The sequence below is a fragment of the Sporotomaculum syntrophicum genome (assembly GCF_009932395.1).
Lineage (GTDB): Bacteria > Bacillota > Desulfotomaculia > Desulfotomaculales > Desulfallaceae > Sporotomaculum > Sporotomaculum syntrophicum.
The window spans coordinates 1-1,122 of record NZ_LSRS01000023.1 but is presented as its reverse complement, the minus strand read 5'-3'; the positions used below and the strand labels follow the sequence as shown (position 1 = coordinate 1,122).

Genomic DNA, 1,122 nt, shown 5'->3' with positions numbered 1-1,122 from the left:
CCGAGAGTATTTCCGGTCTAGCTTTTCTCCTAAAAGCTATAAGCCCAATGATTGGCTTTTCCCAGGGCAAAACAAAAATGAGCATATTCACGTTAAGACCATCAAGAACACCCTCATAAAATTACGGAATCGGCTGCAACTGGACAAGAACATTTCTGCCCATACACTGCGGCACTGCTTTGCCACCCACGCCTTAGAAAACGGAGTCGATCCCGTTTTCATCCAGCAAATGCTGGGACATAAGCGTATTCAGACTACGATGACATACCTTCATATGACATCGAAAAGCCTTATGGGTGTTAAAAGCCCCCTTGACACCGGTTATGGTGATACAAAATGATTACCATACAGGATGTTTTTCTTCAATTTTATTCTCAGTACAAAAAAAGCTTTGCCCCATCCCCACAGCAGGCCAAGGCATCTAGAGACATCACGGGCTGCCGAACCGCTGTCTTAGGTGGTCATATTTCTGAATGCGATGAATGCAGTCACACTGTAGTGCACTACAATTCATGCCGTAACCGGCACTGCCCTATGTGCCAGGGCATTAATAAAGTCATCTGGGTGGATAAAAGGATCAAAGATATACTTAACGCTCCTTACTTTCATGTAGTATTTACGGTACCGCAAGAACTGCAGCCACTGATTTATCAAAACCAGGAACTGCTTTACGGTTTGATGTACAAGGCGGCTGCTGAAACTCTTTTTGAGCTTGCCCAGGATAACAAATATTTGGGAGCACAGATCGGTTTTTTCTCTCTGCTGCATACATGGGGCCAGGATTTACATTATCACCCGCACATTCATTCAGTCGTATTGGCAGGCGGGCTAACTAAACACAATAAGTGGCATAGCAGCAGCAAGAAGTTCTTTATTCCCGTAAAGGTACTGGCTAAAAAATTCCGTGGCAAATATCTATACCATTTAAAGCAATACTACCACCAAAACTTACTCAATTTTTATGAGAATGCGCAGACATACCGAAACCCAGAGGTATTCAAAAACTTACTCGATCAATGTTATGCCAAAGATTGGTATACCTATACAAAAGAGACCTTTTCCGGTCCTTTAGCTGTTGTCCAATATCTGGGGAGGTATACCCATCGAATCGCTATTTCTAAC

The 1,122-nt window shown here is 43.1% G+C and carries 2 protein-coding genes; both read left to right on the top strand.

Going from position 1 to position 1,122, the window contains the following annotated elements:
• The coding region (locus tag SPSYN_RS15470) for a tyrosine-type recombinase/integrase (protein ID WP_161823382.1) at positions 1-340 on the top strand (340 nt) is incomplete at its 5' end.
• A partial coding sequence (locus tag SPSYN_RS15465; protein WP_161823381.1) for an IS91 family transposase occupies positions 337-1,122 on the top strand: 786 nt, incomplete at its 3' end. The genes SPSYN_RS15470 and SPSYN_RS15465, both read left to right, overlap by 4 nt.